Consider the following 15,276-nt stretch of genomic DNA (forward strand, 5'->3'; position numbering starts at 1 on the left):
GGTGCGCTCGAACTTACCCTTGGCCATGGCTGCTTCTTCTCGGTGATCGTAGAAAGATTTGACGACTGAATATGGTGCTCACGAAAGGAATCGAACCTTCGACCTCCTCCTTACCAAGGAGGTGCTCTACCGACTGAGCTACGTGAGCGTTGTTCTATTGTGACACAAGCGCGTTCAATGGAGCGGGAGACGGGAATCGAACCCGCACCATCAGCTTGGAAGGCTGAGGTTCTACCGTTGAACTACTCCCGCTACGGGATGCCGCACTGCCACAACAAAATAACTGGTGGAGGGAGGTGGATTCGAACCACCGAAGGCGTAAGCCAGCAGATTTACAGTCTGCCCCCGTTGGCCGCTTGGGTATCCCTCCAACTTACCCACTCGAACCCGGCTGCGAGGCCGAAATCAGAGAGGGGTGAAACAGCCCGCTATTCTTCCCTGACATCCCCGCCTTGTCAACAGTATTTTGACGCGATGTCGCAGGAAATCGTCGTGGCCCGCGCGCGCCCGGCCAGGACACGCGCACGCATCAGACGTTGAAGCGGAAATGCAGGATATCGCCTTCCTGCACGCGGTACTCCTTGCCCTCAAGACGCAGGCGCCCGGCTTCCTTGGCGCCGGCCTCGCCCTTGTACTTGATGAAGTCGTCGTAGGCGATGGTTTCGGCGCGGATGAAGCCCTTCTCGAAGTCGGTGTGGATCACCGCCGCGGCCTGCGGTGCGGTCGACCCGGCCTTGACCGTCCAGGCGCGCACTTCCTTCACGCCAGCGGTGAAGTAGGTCTGCAGCCCCAGCAGGGTGTAGCCGGCGCGGATCACCCGGTTCAGGCCCGGCTCGCTCAGGCCCAGATCGGCCAGGAACGCATCGCGGTCGGCGTCGTCCAGCTGCGACAGCTCTTCCTCGATCGCCGCCGACACCGGCACCACCTCGGCACCCTCGGCGGCGGCATGCGCACGCACCGCGTCCAGGTGCGGATTGTTCTCGAAACCGTCTTCCAGCACGTTGGCGATGTACATCACCGGCTTGAGGGTGAGCAGGAACAGATCGCGCACCAGCGCCTTCTCCTCCTCGTCCAGCCCGGCGTTGCGCCCGGCCTTGCCCTCGGCCAGCGCGGCCTGCAGCTTGGCCAGCACCGGCTTGCGCGCCGCCGCATCCTTGTCGCCACCCTTGGCCGAACGCTCGGCGCGGTTGAGCGCCTTCTCGACGCTGTCCAGGTCGGCCAGGGCCAGTTCGGTGTCGATGGTCTCGATGTCGGAAACCGGGTCGACCTTGTTGTTCACATGGATGATGTCGCCATGCTCGAAGCAGCGCACCACGTGGGTGATCGCATCGACCTCGCGGATGTGCGCCAGGAACTTGTTGCCCAGGCCCTCACCGCTGGCCGCACCGGCGACCAGGCCGGCGATGTCGACGAACTCGACCGCGGTCGGCACGACCTTCTGCGGATTGATGATCGCCGCCAGCGCGTTCAGGCGCGGATCCGGCACCGGCACCACGCCCACGTTCGGCTCGATGGTGCAGAACGGAAAATTGGCCGCGGCGATGCCCGCCTTGGTCAGCGCATTGAACAGGGTCGACTTGCCGACGTTGGGCAGGCCGACGATGCCGCATTTGATGCCCATGTGTGTGATCCGGGAATGGAGAATCGGGAATAGGGAATCGGAAAGCATAGCCGCCTTTCCATTCCCCATTCCCCATTCCCTATTTCCCCTGCGTATGCAACCGCTTCATCGCCTCGTTGAAGTCGCCCTGCACGGCCAGCGGCAGCACGTCGATGGCGTCGTCGATGGCGCGATCGATGAGCAACTGGTCGTCCTTGCCGGCGCGTCCCAGCACCCACGGCACCACCTTGTCCTTGTGGCCGGGATGGCCGATGCCGATGCGCAGGCGGTGGAAGCCGGCATGCCCGAGCAGGCGGATGGTATCGCGCAGTCCGTTCTGGCCGCCGTGGCCGCCGTCGAACTTGAGCCGCGCCGTGCCCGGCGCCAGGTCCAGCTCGTCATGCGCCAGCAGCGCCTGCGCCGGTTCGATCTTCCAGAAGCGCAAGGCGGCCGTGACCGATTTGCCGCTGAGGTTCATGAAGGTGGCCGGCTTCAGCAGCCACACCGACTGCCCCGCGACCTCGACCTTGGCGGTCTCGCCGAACAGCTTGGCGTCCACACTCCAGCGCGCGCCGGCCCGCTCGGCCAACGCGTTGACAAAACGAAACCCGGCGTTGTGCCGGGTATTCGCGTGTTCGGCGCCGGGGTTGCCCAGGCCGACGATCAGACGCAGACCAGTCATGCGCAATGCATCGCCGCGGCGTCCGGACCGATGGCCCGGACGCCGCGCAGGCGATTACTTGCCGTCCTTCTTGGCCGGCTCGGCGGCAGCCGCCGCGTCGGTGGCTTCCGGCTCTTCCTCGACACGGCCGTGCTTGGCGATGACCACCGCCACGTCGTGCTCCTTGCCCAGCTTCAGTTCCGGCAGCTCGACGCCGGCCGGCAGCTTCAGGTCCGACAGGTGGATCACGTCGCCGACCGACAGCGCGGCCAGATCGACTTCGACGAACTCCGGCAGGTCCTTCGGCAGGCACACGACCTGGATTTCGTTCAGCTCGTGGGTGACGACCACTTCGGCCGACTTGCCGGCCGGGGACACGTCCTCGTTGATGAAGTGCAGCGGCACCGAGGCGTGCAGGGCCTCGTTGTCGTTCACGCGCTGGAAGTCGATGTGCATGATCAGCTGCTTGAACGGGTGACGCTGCATATCGCGCAGCAGCACCTTCTGCACGTCGCCGTTCAGGCTCAGGCTGAGGATGGACGAATAGAACCAGTCGTTCTGGCTGGCCAGCCAGACTTCGTTGTGGTCGAGCTGGATGTTGACCGGCTTCAGATCGCCACCGTAGACGATCGCCGGGATCAGGCCGTCGCGACGGAGGCGGCGGCTCGCACCCTTGCCCTCGACTTCGCGGCGCTGAACCTTGATTTCATGCGTGGTTGCCATTTGCGTTTACTACCTTGGTTGAATGAACCGCCTCGCGGCGGTTTTGATGACTCTTCCGCGACCAGAAGAGTCTGTGAAGCCGGGAGTGGGGAATCGGGAATGGGGAATCGCAACAGCGCAATACCGCGCTCCGCCCATTCCCTATTCCCGCCCCCCCATTCCCAGCCTTTAATCCACGTACAACGAACTCACCGACTCGCCGAAGGCGATGCGGCGGATGGTTTCGGCCAGCAGCTCGGCGACGCTGAGCTGACGGATCTTGCCGCAGGCGCGGGCAGCCTCCGACAGCGGAATCGTGTCGGTGACCACCAGTTCGTCCAGCTGCGAATTGCTGATGTTGCTCACCGCCGGGCCGGACAGCACGGCGTGCGTGCAGTACGCGGCGACCTTCAGGGCGCCCCGCTCCTTCAGCGCGGCCGCGGCGGCGCACAGGGTGCCGGCGGTGTCGACGATGTCGTCGACCAGCACGCAGGTCTTGCCCTCGACGTCGCCGATGATGTTCATCACCGTGGACACGTTGGCGCGCGGACGGCGCTTGTCGATGATCGCCAGGTCCGCATCGTCCAGGCGCTTGGCCACCGCGCGGGCACGGACCACGCCACCCACGTCCGGCGAGACTACGATCAGGTTGTCGGTGCCGTAGGCGCGCCAGATGTCGGCCAGCAGCAGCGGCGAGGCGTAGACGTTGTCGACCGGGATGTCGAAGAAGCCCTGGATCTGGTCGGCGTGCAGGTCCACGGTCAGCACGCGGTCGGCGTTGACCGCGCTGAACATCTTCGCCGCGACCTTGGCGGTGATCGGCACGCGCGAGGAGCGCATGCGCCGGTCCTGCCGCGAGTAGCCGAAGTACGGCACCACCGCGGTGACGCTGGCGGCGCTGGCGCGCTTGAGCGCGTCGATGATCACCAGCAGCTCCATCAAGTTCTCTGCGCTGGGCGCGCAGGTCGGCTGGATCACGAACACTTCCTGCCGGCGCACGTTCTCCTCGATCTCCACCTGCACTTCGCCGTCGGAGAAGCTGGAGACCATCGCCTTGCCGGGGCGCACGCCCAGCTCGCGGCAAATGCTTTTGGCCAGGGGCTTGTTGGCGTTGCCGGAGAACACCAGCAGGTTGCGTTGGTCTTGCATGAGGGGTCTCTCGGGTGGCTGCAAAGAGCGTGTGGCGACGATAACGATGTGAATCGGGAAGCCAGGAGGAGCGATGCTTCTACCTGTTGAACCCCCGCACATGGATGTGCGGGCTTTTGCGAGGGACTCGCATAATGGCAGGGGCGGTAGGATTCGAACCTACGAATGCCAGGATCAAAACCTGGTGCCTTGGGCCTCTTGGCGACGCCCCTGCGTAAACCTGTGTCAAGCCTCCAGCGCGTCGAGCAGCGGCGAACGCGGGACGCCACCTGCCACCCAGGCGCGCATCCCGTCCGGCAAGTCCGCCAGCGCGCGCACGGCGGCAGCGCGATCGGCGAACTCGACGAAACAACCGCTCCCCGACCCGGTCAGGCGTGGCGTACCGATCCGGGCCAGCGCCTGGAACGTGGCCTGGACGGCCGGTTCGCGGCGAAGCAGGACCGGCTCGAACGCATTGCCGAGCAGGAAACCTGAAACGAAGTCCGCTATTTTCGCGGGCGCAGCATCCCGCGTCAAATCCGGGGACTGGAACAGGGCCGCGGTGGGCACGTGCACCCCCGGATCGGCCAGCACATACCAGGCCGGCGGCAGCGCCAGCGCGGTCAATCGCTCACCCACGCCCTCGGCCCAGGCGTCGCGTCCGCGCACGAACACCGGCACGTCCGCGCCCAGCGACAGGCCGAGGCCAGCCAGGGCGTCCTCGTCCAGCCCGGCGCCCCACAGGGCATTCAGCGCCACCAGCGCGGTCGCCGCATCGGACGAACCGCCACCGAAGCCACCGCCAGCCGGAATGCGCTTTTCGACGCGGATATCCACACCTTGGGCGATATTTGCCGATTTTTGCAGCAGCCGCGCGGCACGCACCAGCAGGTCGTCGGCCTCGGCGACGCCGGCCACGGACGGACCGATCCGCGCCACCACCCCGTCCGCGCGCGGCCGCAGATGCACCGTGTCGCCCCAGTCCAGCAGGCGAAACACGGTCTGCAACTGATGGTAGCCGTCCGGCCGGCGCCCGGTGATCTGCAGAAACAGGTTCAGCTTCGCCGGGGCCGGCCAGGACGACCAGCCCCCGTCGGTGCCCCCGCTCATGGCGCAGGCAGGGTCCAGGCGTCGACCAGCAGGCGCACCTTGGCGTCGCCGTTGCGCGCCTCGATGCGCCGCGGCAGCGCCGGACGGCCGTCGCTGGGCGGATACCAGTCCTGGAATTCGATCTCCCAACCCATCTGCCGCAGCGTATGCGGCCGGCCCTGCGCGTCGTAGTCGACCCGCTCCGGCGCCTGCGCGTCGGTCGCCACCAACCCGCGCACCCAGTCGGGCAGCAGGTTGACCGGGATTTCCCAGCCGGTCGCCTCCAGCAGCAGCTGTTCGGCGTTCTCGCCGTCGCGCGGACCGCCCTCCAGCCCCTCCAGGCGCCCGGCCTCGGAGTGGCTGTCGCCAGTCAGGCGCCAGCTCTGCCGGGTCACCGGCGCACTGAGTTGCACTTCGTACTGCCGCTGCCGCTGGGTCCAGTCGATGCGGCCGCTGCCGCCGTTGCGCCCCTTGGTGATCGCCACCCGGCCCTGGAACGACCAGTCCGGATGCGCCTGCAGCCACTGCGCACGCGCCGCCTCGGCCTGTTGCGCAGCGGCGTCGGGGGCGGCGACGGCGACCGGCGACGGGGTGCGGGTCGGCAGCGCACTGCAACCGGCCAGCAGCAGCCCGGCGACCAGCGCCCAGGCGGTGCGCAGGCCGGCGGTCACGGCGCCACCTTGTCCAGGGCGCGGCGCAGCGCGCGATTGTCCGGATCGAGCTTGCGCGCCTCGTCGAAGTACTTGTTGGCCTCCTCGTGCTTGCCCTGCTCCCACAACACCTGGCCGATATGCGCGGCGATCTCCGGATCTTTCACCAGGCTCCAGGCGCGACGCAGTTGCACCAGCGCCTCCTGGGTCTTGCCGAGCCGGTACAGCACCCAGCCGTAGCTGTCGATGATCGCGGCATTGTCGGGATCGGCGGTGCGGGCGCGGTCGATCAACTGCAGCGCCTCGCGATAGCGCTTGGTGCGGTCGGCCAGGGTGTAGCCGAGCGCATTCAGCGCCGCCACGTTCTCCGGGTCGGTGACCAGGATCTTGCGCAGGTCGGCCTCGGCGCGGTCGATGCGGTCGCGACGCTCCCAGGACAGTCCGCGCGCATACAGCAGCGCGTTGTCGTCCGGATAGGCGGCCAGGCCGCGCTCGAACACCTGCAGCTCGCCGGCGTCGTCGCCGCTGCGCTGGCGCAGTTCCGCCTCCAGCACGTAGGCGTCGCGACGCGCGGCATCGTCGGCCTCGGCATCGTCCTGCAGCGCGCGCGCCTCGGCAAAGGCCGCGTCCTTCTGGCCGAGCGCGTACAGCGCGCCGGCCGCGCGCAGCCGCGCTTCGCTACGCAGCGGGCCACCCGGCACGCCGCGGTACCAGTCCACCGCCTCCTGGTTGCGCTTGAGGAACTCGGCGATCTTGCCGAGCAGCAGGCGCCGCTCCGGATCGGGCCGGTCGGCACCCTTGCGCAGCTCGTCGTACAGCGCGGTCAGAGCCGCATTGTCCTGCAGCTTGGCCAGCATCGAGGCGCGCAGGCCGTAGTTCTGGGTGGTCTGCGGCCCCAGCGCCAGCACCCGCGCCGCGGCAGCGGTGTCGCCGATGGCGTCGTAGGCATAGGCCAGCGCCGTGCGCAGTTCCGGGTCGCCGGACACCTTGGGCTCCACGCCCTGCAGCAGCGCACGCGCATGCTCGGTCTTGCCCGCCTGCTGCAACTGCGTGGCATGCAGCAGCGCCACCCGCGGCTCCTGCGGGAAGCGCTTGACCAACTGGTCGACGATGCGCTCGGCCAGCTTGGGCTGGTCCAGGCGCAGCGCCAGGCGCCCGAACTCCTGCCAGGCCTCGAGCTGGTCGGGGATGGCATTGGCGTCGAGCAACTGGTCCAGGGCCTTGGCCGCCACTTCCGGATCGCGGTTGCCGCTGACCAGGGCGATCAGCGCGAAACGCCAGCCGCGCGGATCCTTGTCGCGCAGCAAGGCCACCAGCAGGCTGCGCGCCTGGCGCAGGTTGCCGCTGCGCAAGGCCAGCGAGGCCTCGGCGCTGCGCATGGCCAGCGACTCGGGCGCGCGCTGCCGCCACAGCGCCAGCGCCTGGGCGGCGGCCGCGCTGTCGTTGGCCAGCATCGCGATGCGGGTGGCGCGCTCGGCCAGGCCGGCATCGCCGGGGCTGTCGTTGGCGGCCTGCAGGTACCAGCGCGAGGCGTCGGCCAGTTGCCCGGCCTGCAACGCGAACTCGCCGGCCAGCACCGGGGTCATCACGTCCTGGGCGGGACTCGGCGCCTTGGCCGCGGCCGGTGCGGCCACGGCGGCGATTGCGGACAGCAGCAGAAAGGTACGGATGCGAATCAGTGCGGGCATCGGAAGCGGCCGGGCCGTAAAATGGGGCCCTGAATGGCCAGCAGCTTATCGCAAGCAACTGAACAGATGACGTTGTGGGTGCTCGGATTGAACCACCAGACCGCGCCGGTCGACCTGCGCGAACGGGTGGCATTCGCCGGCGACGCATTGCCGCGCGCACTGCAATCGCTGCGTGGGCTGCCCGACGTCGCCGAAGCGGCACTGCTGTCCACCTGCAACCGCACCGAGCTGTACGCCATCGCCGGCGATGCGCAGCACCTGGCCGACTGGCTGGACTCGCATGCCGCCGGCCTGCACGGCTATCTGTACCAGCATCAGGACGCGGACGCGGTGCGGCACCTGTTCCGGGTCGCCACCGGGCTGGACTCGATGGTGCTGGGCGAACCGCAGATCCTCGGCCAGGTGAAGGACGCCTGGTCGCTGGCGCGCGAGCACGGGGCGATGGGCAGCCGCCTGGACCGGCTGTTCCAGCAGACCTTCTCGGTGGCCAAGCGCGCGCGCACCGACACCCGCGTGGGCGCCAATCCGGTCTCGGTCGCCTCCACCGCGGTGCGCCTGGCGCAGAGCTCCTTCGCCCGGCTCAGCGAATCCACCGTGCTGCTGGTCGGCGCCGGCGAGACCATCGAGCTGGCCGCCAAGCATCTCAGCGAGGGCCGCGTACGGCGCCTGCTGATCGCCAACCGCACCCTCGCCCACGCGCAGGAGCTGGCCAGCCGCCACGGTGGCGTGGCGCTGCCGCTGAGCGAACTGGAGCGCCACCTGCACGAGGCCGACGTGGTGTTCTCGGCCACCGCCGCGCGCGAGCCGGTGGTGACGCGGGCGCAGGTCGAGCAGGCGCTGCGCGCGCGCAAGCACAAGCCGATGCTGCTGTTCGACCTGGCGGTGCCGCGCGACATCGAGGCCGGCGTGGCCGACCTCGCCGACGCCTACCTGTACACCGTCGACGACCTGGAGCGCGCGGTCGAGGACAACCGCCGCGGCCGCCGCGAGGCCGCCGAGGCGGCCGAGGCGATCATCGACCTGCAGGTCGTGCGCTACATGGAGGCGCTGCAGGCCAGCACCCGCCAGGCGCCGCTCAAGCGCCTGCGCGCGCACGGCGACAGCACCCGCGACGACGTGCTGGCCAAGGCGCGGCAGCAACTGGCGCACGGCAAGCCGGCCGACGAGGTGCTGGAGTTCCTCGCCAACACCCTGACCAACCGCCTGCTGCACCCGCCCACCGCGGCGCTGCGCGAGGCGGCGCTGCGCGGCGACGCCGAGCTGGCGCGCGCCGCCGAGCGCCTGTTCCCGGAGAAGCCGGGCTATTTCCACCCCATTCTGAAGACCGATGACACCGACCCTGCGCCGTAAGCTGGAGGCGCTGGCCGAGCGTCGCGAAGAACTCGAACGCCTGCTGTCCGACCCCGAGGTGGTGAGCGACAACACGCGCTTCCGCGACTACTCGCGCGAATTCGCGCAACTGGAGCCGGTCGCCGCCGCGCTGGCCGCCGAGGCCGCGGCCAAGGCCGACCTGGCCTCGGCCGAGGCGATGCGGGCCGATCCGGAACTGCGCGAACTGGCCGAGGAGGAAATCGCCGGCGCGCAGGCGCGCCTGGCCGAACTCGACGCGGAACTGGCGCTGCTGCTGGTGCCGCGCGACCCGCGCGACGACGGCAACCTGTTCCTGGAAGTGCGTGCCGGCACCGGCGGCGACGAGGCGGCGATCTTCGCCGGCGACCTGTTCCGCATGTACGCCCGCTACGCCGAACGCCAGGGCTGGAAGGTGGAAGTGGAATCGGACAGCCCCGGCGAGCACGGCGGCTACAAGGAGGTGGTGGCGCGCATCGTCGGCCGCGGCGCCTACTCCAAACTCAAGTTCGAATCCGGCACGCACCGCGTGCAGCGCGTGCCGGCGACCGAGTCGCAGGGCCGCATCCACACCTCAGCGGCGACGGTGGCGATCATTCCCGAGGCCGACGACGTGGAGGAGATCGCGATCAACCCGGCCGACCTGAAGATCGACACCTTCCGCTCCTCCGGTGCCGGCGGCCAGCACGTCAACAAGACCGAGTCGGCGATCCGCATCACCCACGTGCCCAGCGGCGTGGTGGTGGAGTGCCAGACCGAGCGCAGCCAGCACGCCAACCGCGACAAGGCGCTGAAGCGGCTCAAGGCGCAACTGCTGGAGGCCGAGCGCAGCAAGCAGGCCGCGGCCGAGGCGCAGGACCGCAAGCTGCAGGTCGGCAGCGGCGACCGCAGCCAGCGCATCCGCACCTACAACTTCCCGCAGGGCCGCATCACCGATCACCGCGTCGAGGGCCTGACCCTGTACGACCTGCCGAACGTGATCGAGGGCGACCTCGATGCACTGATCGGACGGCTGAGCCACGAGCACCAGGTCGACGAACTGGCGCGCCTGAGCGACAGCCCATGAGCGTGCGCGTGCGCCAGGCCGATGCGCACGACCTGCCGGCGCTGGCAACGCTGTTCGATGCCTACCGGCAGTTCTATAGGCAGGCGCCGGACCCGGCGACCGCGCACGCGTTCCTGGCTGCGCGCCTGGCCAAGGCCGAGTCGGTCGTGCTGCTGGCCGAACGCGATGCGCAGGCCGCGGGCTTCGTGCAGTTGTATCCGTCCTTCTCTTCGGTGCGGGCAGCGCGGCTGTGGATCCTCAACGATCTGTACGTGGCACCCGCGCACCGCCGCCACGGCGTGGGGCAGGCGCTGCTGCATGCCGCCGAACGCCACGCCGCGGACGACGGCGCAGTGCGCATCGTGCTGGAGACGGCGCAGGACAATCTGTCCGCGCAGGCCCTGTACCGCGCATGCGGCTGGCAGCAGGAGCTGAGCGCGCAGCACTACGTCAAGGCGCTGGTGCCGTGAGCGTGAGCCGTCCGCGATCGGTCGCGGCCGCCACGGCGGCATGAACGGCGGCGTCGACGAACGCCTGCAACTGCAGGCCGCGGTGCGGCGCGATCCGCAGGACTTCCTGGCCTGGGTGATGCTCGCCGACGCCGAACTCGGCGCCGGCGCAGTGGCGGCCGGCGAACAGGCCGCCGTGCGCGCGCTGCAGTTGCGCCCGGGACATCCGGAGGCGCTGGCGCGGCTGGGCCGGGTGCGCTGGACCCAGGGTCGTCATGCCGACGCAGCGCAGGCATTGCGCGAGGCACTGCGGCAGGCGCCGCAGCACCCCGGCATCGCGGTATGGCTCGGCCACGCCTTGGAAGACAATGGCGAGGCGGAAGCCGCGGCACAGGCCTATGCCCACGCGCATGCACTGTTGCCGCAGGAACCGTCGATCGCCGCCTACCTGCTGAACTGGCGGCGCAAGCTGTGCGACTGGCGCGGGCTGGACGCGCTGTCGCAGCAGGTGCGCGGCGCGGTACGGCAAGGCCACCCGGCGATCGAACCGTTCGCCTTCCTCAACGAGGACGCGGGCGCGGACGAACAACTGCGCTGCGCGCGCAACCGCGCCCAGGCGCTGGCGCGCAGCCTCGCACCGCTGCCGGCTGCGCAGGTGCGCCGCGATGGCCCGCTGCGCATCGGCTTCCTGTCCAACGGCTTCGGCGCGCATCCCACCGGCCTGCTGACCGTTGCCCTGTTCGAGCACTTGCGCGCGCATGCCGACCTGCAGGTGCACCTGTTCGCGCTCAACGGCGACGACCGCAGCGCGCTGCGTGCGCGGCTGCAGGCGGCTGCACATGCCTGGCACGACGTGGCCGGACAGCCGCATCGGCAGATCGCCCAGCGCATCCGCGATACCGGCATCGACCTGCTGTTCGATCTGCGCGGCTGGGGCGGCGGCGGCACGCCGGAAGTGCTGGCGCTGCGTCCGGCGCCGGTGCAGGTGAACTGGCTGGCCTACCCCGGCACCTCCGGCGCACCCTGGATCGACTACGTGATCGGCGACGCCTACGCGCTGCCGCCGGCGCTGGCCGCGCACTACAGCGAGCGGGTGCTGCGGCTGCCGCGCGCGTTCCAGCCGTCCGACGACACCCGCCATGTCGGCAGCCCGCCCGCGCGCCGCGACTGCGGCCTGCCCGAGCACGGCACCGTGTTCTGCTGCTTCAACAACAGCTACAAGCTCGGCCCGCGCGGCATGGCGCGGATGCTGGAGGTGCTGCGCCAGGTGCCGGACAGCGTGCTGTGGCTGCTGTCCGGCCCGGGCCAGGCCGATGACCGACTGCGTGCGGCCGCCGCGGCGGCCGGCGTGGACCCGACGCGCCTGCGTTTCATGCCCAAGCTGGCGCATCCGGACTATCTGGCACGCTACCGGCACGCCGACCTGTTCCTGGACACGCATCCGTACAACGCCCACACCACCGCCTCCGATGCCTTGTGGGCCGGCTGTCCGGTGCTGACCTGCCCCGGCAGCACCTTCGCCGCACGCGTGGCCGGCAGCCTCAACCATCACCTCGGCCTGGACGACATGAATGCCGCCGACGACGCGGCATTCGTCGCCACCGCGGTGCGCCTGGGGCGCGATCCCGCGGCGCTGCAGGCGCTGCGCGAGCGGCTGCAGGCGCGACGCGCGGACAGCGGCCTGTTCGACATGCGCGGCTTCGCCGACGACTTCGCCACACTGCTGCGCGACACCGCTTCGCGCCATGGCTGGGAAGGCGCAGGCTCGACCTGATCGATCGCTCACGGATGCGCCACAAGTCCGCGGCGGCACATCCAGCAACGGACGGCGTAGCGACGTATCGCCAGTCAACGTCGCGATCGACATCACCGCCGGTACATCCGCATCGCCGTCTCCCATCGCCGAGCGCGCTTGCGTCACAGCCCACGGTGGTGTGGACGAGCGTCGCTGCAGGTCGCAGCGACCCAGCCAACGGCAGCCCGTGAGGCGCATGGGCGCAGTCGCCAGCGTGCAAGTCGAGCTACCGAAGCGCTTGACCTCAAGTGAACTTGAGGTCCGACACTGCGCGCACGCTCCTCGTGCAGATCCCGCAATGTCGCTGCCGCTCCCGATTCCGACGCCCGATTCTTCCGCCCCCGTTCGCAGCATGCTGCTCGCCGAAGCCCCCATTCCGGATCGCGCCGCGCTGCTCGACTGCATGCGCGGCCTGTGCGACCACCGGCTGCATGCCCTGATCTGGATGGAATCGCTGGGCGATGCCCCCGACCTGCTGTACGCACGCTGCTGCTGCGACGCGGCCCCGGAACTGCATGGACTGCTGCGTGCACGCCTGCCGGCGCTGCGGCGGACGCTGCGGCGCTACCGGCGCATCCGCAGCGGCGTATCCGATCCGCACCGGGCAGCGTCCTGCGTGGTGATGACCCGCGTCCCGACCCGCAATGCAGCGCAGGCGCAGGGCCGCGCCGATGCCGCCTTCGCCGCCCTGCAGGATGGCGCACATGCGCTGCGCGGCCTGATCGCCGCGCACCTGTACCTGTCGGACGACGGCCGCACCCTGCTCGAATGCACCGAGTGGCACAGTGCGGAGGCACAGCGACGTGCCCTGCAGCGCGAACCCGAGCGCTTGCCGCTGGCCGCCGATCGTGCCGCCAGCGTCCGTCGCTTCCGGCCACGCACCCTGGTCCTGCCATGCGACGGCACGACCCCGGTCCACCTCCACGCCTGAATCGGCGGGCGCGCGCCAGCAACGTGCGCGGATGCGGCTCCCCGCCCGGGCGGCGATCCGAGCGCGCGATCACCACGCCCAGGCGCACACTTCGGCGGCCCGAAGCGCCCCCATTGCCGTCGTCCACGACAACGCGCCACCCCCGCCGTAGCCGCGGCTGAAGCGCCAACGCGCTCAGGCTGTACGCCGGCCGGGCGAGCCGCTAGGCTGCCGGCATGACCGCCAACGCCGACTTCATCGCCTTGAACCTGTGCGTGCTGACCGTCTCGGACACGCGCACCCTCGACCAGGACAGCTCCGGCGACTATCTGGTCGCCGCTCTCGGCGGCGTCGGCCATCGCCTGCACGCACGGGAACTGCTGCCGGACGACCGCTACCGGATGCGCGCCACGGTCTCGGCCTGGATCGCCGATCCGCAGGTGGACGGCATCCTGGTCACCGGCGGCACCGGCTTCACCGGCCGCGATTCCACGCCCGAGGCGCTGCTGCCGCTGCTGGACAAGGAGATGCCAGGCTTCGGCGAGCTGTTCCGCGCGATCAGCGTCGAGGAGATCGGCACCTCCTCGCTGCAGTCGCGCGCCTTCGCCGGCCTGGCCAACGCCACCTTCCTGTTCTGCCTGCCCGGCTCCACCTCGGCCTGCCGCACGGCCTGGGAGCGGATCATCGCCGCGCAGCTGGATGCCCGCACCCGCCCCTGCAATCTGGCCACGCTGCGCCCGCGGCTGAAGGAATGACCTGGACTCCCGCATGCCCCTGGACACCACGTTGCGCCTGCTGGCCAAGGCCAGTGGCATGAGCGCCGCAGACATCGCCGCGGCCATCCCGCGCGCCGGCGCGGCCACGGTCAAGGCCTGGATGGCCGGCGAAAAGCTGCCCGGGCGCGCCCAACTCACCGCCCTGGCGCGCACCTTCGGCGTGCCCGCCGGCGCCCTGCTCGGCGAACTGGCCAGCCAACTGGACCCGGCACGCACCCGCGGCGAACACGATCTGCTGCAGGCCTATCGCGCCCTCGACACCCGCCAGCAGGGCGCGCTGCTGGAAGTGGCGCGCAGCATGGCCGGCGCCGGCACCCGCAAGCGGAGCAGCAAATGAGCCATCTCAAGCGCAAGCAGTACAAGGCCCTGATGCAGCCGCTGCAACTGGAACTGACTGCGATGGCGCAGGCGGTGCAGCACAGCGGCGAGCGCGTGCTGGTGCTGTTCGAAGGCCGCGACACCGCCGGCAAGGGCGGCGCGATCCAGGCCATCGCCGAACACCTGAACCCGCGCCAGTGCCGCGTGGTCGCCCTGCCCAAGCCGACCGACCGCGAAGCCACCCAGTGGTATTTCCAGCGTCACATCGCGCATCTGCCGGCGGCCGGCGAGATCGTGCTGATGGACCGCAGCTGGTACAACCGCGCCGGCGTGGAGCGGGTCATGGGCTACTGCAGCGATGCCGAATACCACGCCTTCCTGCGCCAGACCCCGCTGTTCGAGCAGTTGCTGGTGGACGATGGCATCCGCCTGTTCAAGTACTGGCTGTGCGTGGACCAGGCGCAGCAGGAAAAACGCTTCGCCGAGCGCCTGCACGATCCATTGAAGGGCTGGAAGCTGTCGCCGGTGGACCTGAAGTCGCGCAGCCAGTACGCCGACTACACCCGCGCCCGTGAAGCGATGCTGCAAGCCACCCACCGCGACTATGCGCCATGGACCCTGGTCGACTTCAACGACCAGAAGCGCGGCCGCCTGACCCTGATCCGGCACCTGCTCGACCAACTGCCGGAAACCCGCCTGCACGAACCAGACCTGGATCTGCCGCCGCTGAAGCAGAAGCTGCACAAGGAAAAGTTCGGATTGCTGCAGCCGATTCCGTCGTATGAGGCGGGGAGTGGGGATTAGGGATTGGGGATTGGGGATTGGTTGAAGCCTGCGGCGCGCAGTCGTCACTTTGCGACCGCGCGTCGCCGGGCGCGCCACTCACAGCCATTCCGGGAACAGCGCGTCGCGGTTGAAGCCGCCTCTACGGTGGTCTCGGCTCGCGCACCACTAAACAGGCGGCTGTCCCCGCAGGAGCGGCTTCAGCCGCGACGAGCGAAGCCATCCCATCCTCTGGTCGCGCAAGGCGTCGGGACTGAAGTCCCTCCCACAAGGAAGACTTTTCGCTTCCGACGCGCGCATCCCCAATCCCGAATCCCCAATCCCGGCGGCGGCCG

At 69.5% G+C, this 15,276-nt stretch carries 15 protein-coding genes and 4 tRNA genes; 8 read left to right on the forward strand and 11 right to left on the reverse strand.

Annotation, left to right across the window (positions count from 1 at the left end; genetic code table 11):
- Positions 1 to 72: 72 nt before the first annotated feature.
- The 11 genes from CEK68_RS19620 to CEK68_RS19670 all read right to left on the reverse strand — a co-directional run bounded on the left by CEK68_RS19620 (position 73) and on the right by CEK68_RS19670 (position 7,518).
- Positions 73 to 148, reverse strand: a tRNA-Thr gene (locus CEK68_RS19620).
- 30 nt (positions 149 to 178) lie between these two features.
- Positions 179 to 252 (reverse strand) — tRNA-Gly (locus CEK68_RS19625).
- A 32-nt stretch (positions 253 to 284) separates the two neighbouring features.
- Positions 285 to 370 (reverse strand) — tRNA-Tyr (locus CEK68_RS19630).
- A 159-nt stretch (positions 371 to 529) separates the two neighbouring features.
- A complete protein-coding gene (ychF, locus tag CEK68_RS19635) occupies positions 530 to 1,621 on the reverse strand; it encodes a redox-regulated ATPase YchF (RefSeq protein WP_010341267.1) in 1,092 nt (363 codons plus the stop codon).
- 79 nt (positions 1,622 to 1,700) lie between these two features.
- The gene (pth, locus tag CEK68_RS19640) at positions 1,701 to 2,282 is read right to left on the reverse strand and encodes an aminoacyl-tRNA hydrolase (RefSeq protein ID WP_152240395.1); all 582 of its coding nucleotides are present in this window, start codon (positions 2,280 to 2,282) and stop codon (positions 1,701 to 1,703) included.
- 54 nt (positions 2,283 to 2,336) lie between these two features.
- The gene (locus CEK68_RS19645) at positions 2,337 to 2,984 is read right to left on the reverse strand and encodes a 50S ribosomal protein L25/general stress protein Ctc (RefSeq protein ID WP_017907366.1); all 648 of its coding nucleotides are present in this window, start codon (positions 2,982 to 2,984) and stop codon (positions 2,337 to 2,339) included.
- A gap of 168 nt (positions 2,985 to 3,152) precedes the next feature.
- Positions 3,153 to 4,112: a ribose-phosphate diphosphokinase gene (locus CEK68_RS19650; protein WP_017907365.1), complete on the reverse strand. Its 960-nt coding sequence runs from the start codon at positions 4,110 to 4,112 to the stop codon at positions 3,153 to 3,155.
- A gap of 135 nt (positions 4,113 to 4,247) precedes the next feature.
- Positions 4,248 to 4,324: transfer RNA gene (locus tag CEK68_RS19655), tRNA-Gln, on the reverse strand.
- Positions 4,325 to 4,337: 13 nt separating this feature from the next.
- Positions 4,338 to 5,201, reverse strand: a complete 864-nt coding sequence (gene ispE / locus CEK68_RS19660; protein ID WP_017907364.1) for a 4-(cytidine 5'-diphospho)-2-C-methyl-D-erythritol kinase — start codon at positions 5,199 to 5,201, stop codon at positions 4,338 to 4,340.
- On the reverse strand, positions 5,198 to 5,851 hold the full coding sequence (gene lolB, locus CEK68_RS19665; RefSeq protein WP_152240396.1) for a lipoprotein insertase outer membrane protein LolB: 654 nt from the start codon (positions 5,849 to 5,851) through the stop codon (positions 5,198 to 5,200). The genes ispE and lolB overlap by 4 nt, the downstream gene beginning before the upstream one ends.
- Positions 5,848 to 7,518, reverse strand: coding sequence for a tetratricopeptide repeat protein (locus CEK68_RS19670; protein ID WP_152240397.1), 1,671 nt, complete (start codon positions 7,516 to 7,518; stop codon positions 5,848 to 5,850). The genes lolB and CEK68_RS19670 overlap by 4 nt, the downstream gene beginning before the upstream one ends.
- 66 nt (positions 7,519 to 7,584) lie before the next feature.
- Here CEK68_RS19670 and hemA point away from each other — a divergent pair, with 66 nt between their 5' ends.
- From hemA to ppk2, 8 genes are all read left to right on the forward strand, one after another.
- Positions 7,585 to 8,868: a glutamyl-tRNA reductase gene (hemA, locus tag CEK68_RS19675; RefSeq protein ID WP_017908875.1), complete on the forward strand. Its 1,284-nt coding sequence runs from the start codon at positions 7,585 to 7,587 to the stop codon at positions 8,866 to 8,868.
- Positions 8,846 to 9,931, forward strand: a complete 1,086-nt coding sequence (prfA, locus tag CEK68_RS19680; protein WP_043093040.1) for a peptide chain release factor 1 — start codon at positions 8,846 to 8,848, stop codon at positions 9,929 to 9,931. The genes hemA and prfA overlap by 23 nt, the downstream gene beginning before the upstream one ends.
- Positions 9,928 to 10,380 carry a GNAT family N-acetyltransferase gene (locus CEK68_RS19685; protein ID WP_043093041.1) on the forward strand — a complete coding sequence of 151 codons (453 nt, stop codon included), beginning with the start codon at positions 9,928 to 9,930 and terminating at the stop codon, positions 10,378 to 10,380. Before prfA ends, CEK68_RS19685 begins: the two co-directional genes overlap by 4 nt.
- Before the next feature lie 40 nt (positions 10,381 to 10,420).
- Positions 10,421 to 12,133 (forward strand): tetratricopeptide repeat protein, encoded by a 1,713-nt coding sequence (locus tag CEK68_RS19690; protein ID WP_043093042.1) that lies wholly within the window; start codon positions 10,421 to 10,423, stop codon positions 12,131 to 12,133.
- 373 nt (positions 12,134 to 12,506) lie between these two features.
- Complete coding sequence (locus tag CEK68_RS19695) at positions 12,507 to 13,085, forward strand: hypothetical protein (protein ID WP_043093044.1); 579 nt, start codon at positions 12,507 to 12,509, stop codon at positions 13,083 to 13,085.
- Positions 13,086 to 13,300: 215 nt separating this feature from the next.
- A complete protein-coding gene (gene moaB, locus CEK68_RS19700) occupies positions 13,301 to 13,819 on the forward strand; it encodes a molybdenum cofactor biosynthesis protein B (RefSeq protein WP_017911651.1) in 519 nt (172 codons plus the stop codon).
- 13 nt (positions 13,820 to 13,832) lie between these two features.
- On the forward strand, positions 13,833 to 14,177 hold the full coding sequence (locus CEK68_RS19705; protein ID WP_152240398.1) for a helix-turn-helix domain-containing protein: 345 nt from the start codon (positions 13,833 to 13,835) through the stop codon (positions 14,175 to 14,177).
- Positions 14,174 to 14,962, forward strand: coding sequence for a polyphosphate kinase 2 (gene ppk2 / locus CEK68_RS19710; RefSeq protein ID WP_152240399.1), 789 nt, complete (start codon positions 14,174 to 14,176; stop codon positions 14,960 to 14,962). The genes CEK68_RS19705 and ppk2 overlap by 4 nt, the downstream gene beginning before the upstream one ends.
- The last annotated feature ends 314 nt before the right edge of the window (positions 14,963 to 15,276 follow it).

It is taken from the genome of Xanthomonas sp. LMG 12461 (genome assembly GCF_009192935.1).
GTDB classification, from domain to species: domain Bacteria; phylum Pseudomonadota; class Gammaproteobacteria; order Xanthomonadales; family Xanthomonadaceae; genus Xanthomonas_A; species Xanthomonas_A sontii.